Annotated in this window: 5 protein-coding genes; 3 read left to right on the top strand and 2 right to left on the bottom strand. The window is 69.8% G+C overall.

What is annotated here, in order from left to right:
* Positions 1 to 12: 12 nt before the first annotated feature.
* Together GT354_RS17675 and GT354_RS17670 are read right to left on the bottom strand one after the other, a co-directional pair.
* Positions 13 to 1590, bottom strand: coding sequence for an MFS transporter (locus GT354_RS17675; protein ID WP_161357268.1), 1578 nt, complete (start codon positions 1588 to 1590; stop codon positions 13 to 15).
* A gap of 349 nt (positions 1591 to 1939) precedes the next feature.
* Positions 1940 to 2470, bottom strand: a complete 531-nt coding sequence (locus GT354_RS17670) for a TetR/AcrR family transcriptional regulator (RefSeq protein ID WP_161357267.1) — start codon at positions 2468 to 2470, stop codon at positions 1940 to 1942.
* A 679-nt stretch (positions 2471 to 3149) separates the two neighbouring features.
* On the opposite strand from GT354_RS17670, the gene GT354_RS17660 reads away from it, so the two are divergent.
* The 3 genes from GT354_RS17660 to GT354_RS17650 all read left to right on the top strand — a co-directional run bounded on the left by GT354_RS17660 (position 3150) and on the right by GT354_RS17650 (position 5253).
* On the top strand, positions 3150 to 3986 hold the full coding sequence (locus GT354_RS17660; RefSeq protein ID WP_161357266.1) for a helix-turn-helix domain-containing protein: 837 nt from the start codon (positions 3150 to 3152) through the stop codon (positions 3984 to 3986).
* Positions 3987 to 4069: 83 nt separating this feature from the next.
* Positions 4070 to 4537: a cupin domain-containing protein gene (locus GT354_RS17655; protein ID WP_161357265.1), complete on the top strand. Its 468-nt coding sequence runs from the start codon at positions 4070 to 4072 to the stop codon at positions 4535 to 4537.
* Positions 4534 to 5253, top strand: coding sequence for a GDSL-type esterase/lipase family protein (locus GT354_RS17650; RefSeq protein WP_161357264.1), 720 nt, complete (start codon positions 4534 to 4536; stop codon positions 5251 to 5253). The genes GT354_RS17655 and GT354_RS17650 overlap by 4 nt, the downstream gene beginning before the upstream one ends.
* The last annotated feature ends 411 nt before the right edge of the window (positions 5254 to 5664 follow it).

Here is a 5664-nt window from a genome sequence, read left to right as displayed (position 1 = left end):
GGGGGCAGCCGGTCAGACGGGGGTGGGGACGCGGGTCGGTTTCGGGGTGTCGGGGGCGGTCCGGGCGTGGCGTGGGATGAGGGTTGCGATCAGGGTGGCGGCTGCGGTGATTCCGGCGCCCACCCACAGGGCGGGTATCAGGCTGTCGACGAAGACCGCGGGCGGTCCGTACCCGCCGTTCGACGCGAACACGCTGGAGAGGATCGCGACGCCGAACACGCCGCCGAGTTCGCGCAGCGCGCCGTTCGCGCCTGATGCCACGCCCTGCTCGTGCGGCTCGACCGAGGCCATCAGGAGCGCCGCGGTCGGCGTGAAGAACAGCCCCATCCCGATGCCACAGATGACGAACGCCGGGACCTGGGCCGCGTAGGACACGTTCGGCTCGGCGATCAACGCGAACCAGCCGAGGCCGACCGTGGTCAGGACCAGGCCGGTGATCAGGAGGGTACGACCGCCGATCCGGTCGAATACGACGCCCGCGAGCGGGGCGACCACCAGGGGCATCGCGGTCCAGGGCAACATCCGCAGACCTGCTTCGAGCGGCGAGTAGCCGAGCACGTTCTGCACGAACTGGGTCAGCAGGAAGATCGAGCCGAAGATGCCGGCGAACATCAGCAGGCCGGACACGTTCACGGCGGCGAACCCGCGGTTGCGGAAGAGGTGCAGCGGCACCATCGGCTGTGGCGCGCGGCGTTCCCACCCGACGAACACGCCGATCAGGATCACGCCGACGGTGAGCGAGGCGAGAATCGTAGGGCTCGTCCAGCCGTCGGCCTGACCGCGGACCAGGCCGAAGACCACACCGAGCAGGCCGGTGCTGATCAGTACGGTGCCTGGCAGGTCGAGTCGGCTGTTGCGACCGCGACTCTCGCTGAGCTTGATCCGAGCCAGGGGCACCAAAGCCAGGCCGATCGGCACGTTGAGCCAGAAGATCCACTGCCACGAGCCACCGTCGACGATCGCCCCGCCGACCAGTGGGCCGACCGCAACGGCCAGCCCGTTGACCGCACCCCACGCACCGAGCGCGGCGCCACGCTTCTCGACGGAGACGACGGCGGTCAGGAGGGTCAGGCTGAGCGGGAGCAGGGCAGCGGCGCCGGCGCCTTGCAGAGCCCGGGCGGCGACGAGGGCCTCGGTGTTCGGGGCTATCGCGGCGAAGGCGGAGGCGAGGGTGAACAGGGCCAGGCCGCCGACGAAGATGCGGCGGCGCCCGAACCGGTCACCCAGGGCGGCGCCGAACATCAGCAGTACCGCGAAGCTCAGGGTGTAGGCGTTGACCGTCCATTCGAGGTCCTCGATCTCCGCGCCCAGGTCCTTTTGGATCGCGGGCAGCGCGGTGGTGACGATGAGGTTGTCGAGCCCCGCCATGAACACGGCGAGGCTGGTGACGACGAACGTCCAGAGAGTGGCGCGGGACGCTTTGACGGGGGGTTTGCCGGGATGGTCGAGCAGGGCGTCGTTGGGGGCGCGGTCGGGGCCGGGGGCCGCGGGGCCGGCGGCGGCGAGGCCGGCGGCGGCGAGGCCGGGGTTCGGGTCGGGGTTGGCGGAGTCGGAGTCGGGGTTCGGATCGCGGTCGCGGTCGGGCTTCATTGGGCCTCCAAAGTAGTTATTGGTAACTAACTTTCGCGGGCAAAAAGCAGGCTTTGCGAGGGTGACGCAGGCGTGGCTGGGGATGTGAGCGCCCTCGTCGGTGCGCTCGTCGACGCGCTCGTCGGTGTGAGTGGGCGTGCTTGGTGGCGCGCGCGGTCGAGGGAGAGGTCGATCCCGTCTCTGCCGCGGCCGGCGTCGCGGCCGAAACCCTTGCCCTTTCCCGGTGTTGAGTGCGGTGCCTCGTCGCGGCGCCGCAATCCGCTCCGAGTACCGGTAGTACTCGGACGCTTCGGCGGCGCGGCACGCGCTCGCGCCCGCGTCGAGGACCGACGAAGAGTCCGGTCCCGCGCTAGAGGTGCGAGTAGTAGCGCTCTGCCGGTAGCTCCAGTGCGGCGATCACGTTGCAGAGCATGCCTCGGGCGAAGAACGCCGTGACTTCGCTTGGCTCCAAGCCGGTGAGGATGCGGACGAGTTCTTCCAATCGCTCCCAGCGAGCCCGCACCACGGCGCGGATCTCGGGATCCTGGGAGGCGACATAGAGCTGTAGTTGCATCAGGAGCACTTCCGGCTGCGCGACAAGCATGCCCGTATAGGCATCACCCATCGCGCCCGTGGCGTCCGCGCCGGACAGCCCTTCGGCTGCCTGCTCGAAGAGGTTTCCTATGCGGTCGAAACAAAGTTCGGCGGTTGCGATGAACAGCGCCTTCTTGTTCGCGAAGAGACGGAACAGGTAGGGCTGCGAGACGCCCACACGCGCGGCGATGGTCTCGGTCGCGGTGCCGTTCAGCCCACCTTTGGCGAACTCCTCCAGGGCCACCTTGACGACGGCCGTACGGCGATCGCTTGCGCTCATGCGGCTGCTGCCTGCCTTGGTGGTCATGCGTTATAAGTTATTGGTCAATAATAAGGACGTCAAGCCGGTGGCGACTTCGCGCGGGGGTTGGCGAGTGGGGGCCGGGGCGTGAGGTGGCGCGGGAGGCTTGTCGAGTCGGCACGGAGCACGGAGCACGGTGCCGGTGTTGTCACGGGTCCGTTCTCCCGTACTGCTTGCCGAACTCGGCGGGCGACTTCGACCGCACCGGGCTCTCCGCAGACTCTGCCCTCAGGGGTGGTTCGGGCAGCTCCGGGAGTGGGGATCGTGTCGCCTCGGTAGCGCAAGCGGTAGCAGTAGCGGATATCCGTCACCGTCTGAGGTCCAACTGTTCGGCCCCCTCTGCCGAGGGCCTTCGCCACCGGCCGTTGTGGTCGGCGAGGCGTCGGCGAACGTCCTACCGCTTCCGGACGGGATTGCAGGTTGCCGCACGTCGGCGCCGGGCGAGGCCGGTGTTGGAGGTCGACGTTGGGGGTCGGCGTTGGGGGTCGGCCGGGCGGCGGTGGGGAACGACGGCCCGTCGCCGACGGTCATGAGCAGGGTGGCCGCGGGCCTGACGCCGGTTCCGGGCATCGAGGCCCCTGCGGTAGGGCCTGGTCGGGCGCGGTCGGTGGTGGCTGTTTCGGGGGTGGATATTGCGCGGTCCGGCGGTGACCTTGCCCGGCTCGGCGACTCCTAGACTGAGGATGTGGAGGAGCGCACGCCTGTCGGGATCGGCGCACGTCCGGCGCCCGCCTTGCGGCGGTACGTCGACTCGTACGTCGGTTTCGACTTCCGCAGGTTCCCGACGGGGGTGCACTGCGGCCCGCCGAGCCGCATGCTCACTGCGGTGATCAGCCTGGCGGACCCTTTGCAGATGGCGGCGGGCGTCGACGACGGGTCACCGATCACCCGATTCGACAGCGTGGCCGGCGGTCTGATGTGCCGGTCCGTCGCGATCCACCACGATGTACGCCAACAAGGTGTGCAGGTATCGCTGACCCCGGTCGGGGCTCGGGCCGTCTACGGCTTGCCTGCCGCTGTGCTCGCCCACCGACTGGTCCCGCTCGACGAGCTTCTCGGAAGGCTTGGCGTCGAGCTGGTCGACCGACTTCGCGCGGCGACGACATGGGCGGCGCGGTTCGCCGTGCTGGACGAATTGCTGCTCCGAGCTGTCGGCCGTGGTGTCGGTGGCGACCGTTTGTGCCGCATGCGCCCCGAGGTTGCCGAGGCCTGGCGCCGCCTCGTCGCCGCGCGGGGCTGCGTCCGGGTCGGTGCGGTCGCCGCGGAACTCGGCTGGAGGCGTCGGCATCTCACCGAGCGGTTTCGCGGCGAGCTGGGCCTGTCGCCGAAGACCTTCGCCCGGGTTCTGCGCTTCGAGCACGCCCACGAACTGGCGACGGCGCGGGACCCGCTCCCGTGGGCCGAGGTGGCGACCGTCTCCGGCTACGCCGATCAGGCCCATCTCGTTCGGGACTGGCGTGAGTTCACGAGCCGATCGCCGACGGCTTGGCGTCGCGGCGAACTCCTCCTCGGGACCGGGTAGTCGCCAACCGACTGCCCATCGCGTCGGCTTCCGTTCCCATTCCTTCAAGACCACCCGATCGCTGTCCTGTGACGATCCTCGGCATGAAACTCGTCGACAACGAACGCAACGCCATCGACCTGCGGACCACCCCCGTGCACCTTGGGCTCGGATCGAGAGCAAAGCCCGTCGAGGGCTTCGCCTGGGATCCCGAGGTGCTCCGGGCCTACAGCGCCGCGGTCGCGGCAGATGGCGCCGAGGGCCGGATGGTGATGATCTTCGACGGCGACGGCCCCGGCGACCATTGGGAAAGCCACCCTGCCGGCGATGAACTGGTCGTTTGCCTCAGCGGGTCGGTGACGGTCACCCGCGACCTGGACGGAGTGCCCGACCGCGTTCTGCTCGGGCCGGGCGAGGCCACCGTCAACCCGGCCGGGGTATGGCACGTCGTCGACATGGCGGGGCCGACGTCCATCCTGGCCGTCACCGCCGGCGCCGGCACCGACCACCGCCCTCGAACCGACATCCGACCGAGCGGACGCGCCGACACGCCCGGTTCGGAAACGCCGTGACGACACACATAGCGTGCCTCGGGGACAGCCTCACCCGCGCGCAGTTCAGTGTCGACTACCTGGAGCTTCTCGAACGGCGCCACCCCTCCGGTGACGTGCGGCTCGCCCGCTTCGGCGCCAACGGTGACTTCGCCTACAACCTCTTGCAGCGCCTCGATGCCGTCGTCGCGAACCCGCCCGACCTGATCACCGTGTTGATCGGGACCAACGATGCCCGAGCGAGCCTTGCCGGATATCCCGTCGAGCAGGCCATGAAGCGCAAACGGCTCCCCGAGCGACCGTCGGCCGGCTGGTTCCGGCAGTGCCTGGGAGCCGTCGTGGAACGGTTGCGAGCGGAGACCGACGCAACGATCGGTCTGCTGTCGCTCCCGGTTCTCGGCCAACAACCCGACGGAGCAGCGGCACGGGCATCGCAGGCGTACAGCCGGATGATCGCCGAGGTCGCCACCGCCAACGAGGTGGTCTACCTTCCGCTCCACGAACGGCAGATCGAGGAGCTGCGCCAGGCGGACGTGCCGCCGATTCCGTACCGGGAGGTGACGGCTGCGGCGGGCCTCGGGGTCCTGGTCCGGCACGTGGTGCTGCGGCGAAGTCTCGACACGATCTCGCGGCGGCGGGGTCTCTTGCTCACGACCGACCACATCCATCAGAACAGCCGCGGCGCCGCGCTTGTCGCCGAGGTCATCGACGGCGGTTTGCTGAGCGGGAGCGGGTAGCCGCGGCTTGGCCGGGGCGGCGTTGGGGGCGGGATCCGGTGCGGTGGCTGCGGATTCGGGTTTGGCGGGGTGGGTTGGTTCCCACCCGCACCACCCGTTGCGTTTGCGTCGTGGCTGCGGATTTACGGCGCGGGAGGGTTGCCTGGTCCGGCCTCGGGGCCATGGCTGGGCGCGCGATTGCCGTGGGCGGGCACTGGGGCTGCGGACTGCTCTTGGCCGGGCCGGGAGTGGTTCCCACCCGCACCACCCGTTGCGTTTGTGTCGTGGGCTGCGGAATTACTGCGCGGGGCGGTTGCCTGGTCCGGCCTCGGGGCCATGGCTGGGCGCGCGATTGCCGTGGGCGGGCACTGGGGCTGCGGACTGCTCTTGGCCGGGCCGGGAGTGGTTCCCACCCGCACCACCCGTTGCGTT

It is taken from the genome of Streptomyces sp. SID3343, from assembly GCF_009865215.1.
Classification (GTDB): Bacteria; Actinomycetota; Actinomycetes; order Streptomycetales; family Streptomycetaceae; genus Embleya.
The sequence above is the reverse complement of the archived record's forward strand: the minus strand, read 5'-3'. Positions and strand labels throughout refer to the sequence as shown.